Below are 1,090 nucleotides of genomic sequence, written 5' to 3'. Positions count from 1 at the left end.
GAAATCTCCTTCTCGCCAAACGTCGGGGAAACAGCCGGGCGGGCAGCCGGGACACCAAGGAACGACGCTCCGCCAAGTACCGAATCCTGACCATCGAGTCCTTCACCGTGTGACCAAATGCGAAGGATGTGGTCACTCTTTAGAACATGTCGCTCCGCTTCAAGTAGACATTCGCCAAGTGTTCGACCTCCCAATGGTTCGAATGGAAGTGACTCAACACGAACGGGAAGTGAAGGGTTGTCCGGAATGTCATCTTGTCCAGCAGGCGGAGTTCCCTTTTTATGTCACGAATCATGTCCAGTACGGACCAGTCATCACTTCCCTTGTTTTATACTGGAACCATGCACAGTTGATCCCGTGCGAGCGTGTCACGGAGATGGTCAAAGCGTTAGTGAACCATTCGATGAGTGCAGGCACGGTCGTGAACATGACGAGACGATGGCTCCCTGTGTTAGAAGCAGCGATCGAAGAGATCGAAGCGGCGTTGCTAGCTTCCAAGACGTTACACGTCGATGAAACAAGTCTGCGTGTGAACGGGAAGAACCAATGGGTGCACGTGGCTTCCACTTCCAAGGAAACCCGATACGGGCTTCATCGCTCGCGTGGCAAGCAAGCAACGGATGACATCGGAATCTTGCCACGGTACAAAGGAACGATGGTACATGATGCGTATTCCGTATACCCGATGTATACGGAGGCGAGTCATGCTCTTTGCCACGCCCATCATCTCCGGGAGCTTCGGGCATATACCGAACTGTACGGCCATTCATGGTCGAAAGAGATGGCCGAAGCGTTGTTGGAGATGAAACAGGCGGTGGAGAACGCGGGCGGGGCTCTACCGGAAGAGGAAGCCCGGTGTTGGGAAGCCGTGTACGACGAGCTTCTAGCGAATGGTCGCCGAGAACTCGAGGAGCGTTGCCAACAAGGCAAACACGACGGCGTCCGCCATGCGCAAAATTTCATCCAGCGCCTAGAAAAGCGCAAACAAGAAGCGCTTCTCTTCTTGCGAAAGAAAGAAGTGCCGTTTGACAACAACCAAGCCGAGCGCGATTTGCGGATGGTGAAAGTCAAACAAAAAATTTCTGGAACC

At 53.6% G+C, this 1,090-nt stretch carries 1 protein-coding gene; it reads left to right on the top strand.

The genetic code is table 11. The features are described 5' to 3' along the window. Window positions 1-1,090, top strand: a 1,090-nt coding sequence (tnpC, locus tag M4I42_RS16925) for an IS66 family transposase (protein ID WP_268853197.1), incomplete at both ends; no start/stop codon positions are given.

The organism is Anoxybacillus sp. J5B_2022, assembly GCF_026847645.1.
Classification (GTDB): Bacteria; Bacillota; Bacilli; order Bacillales; family Anoxybacillaceae; genus Anoxybacteroides.
This window is presented reverse-complemented; position numbering and strand designations above follow the sequence as displayed.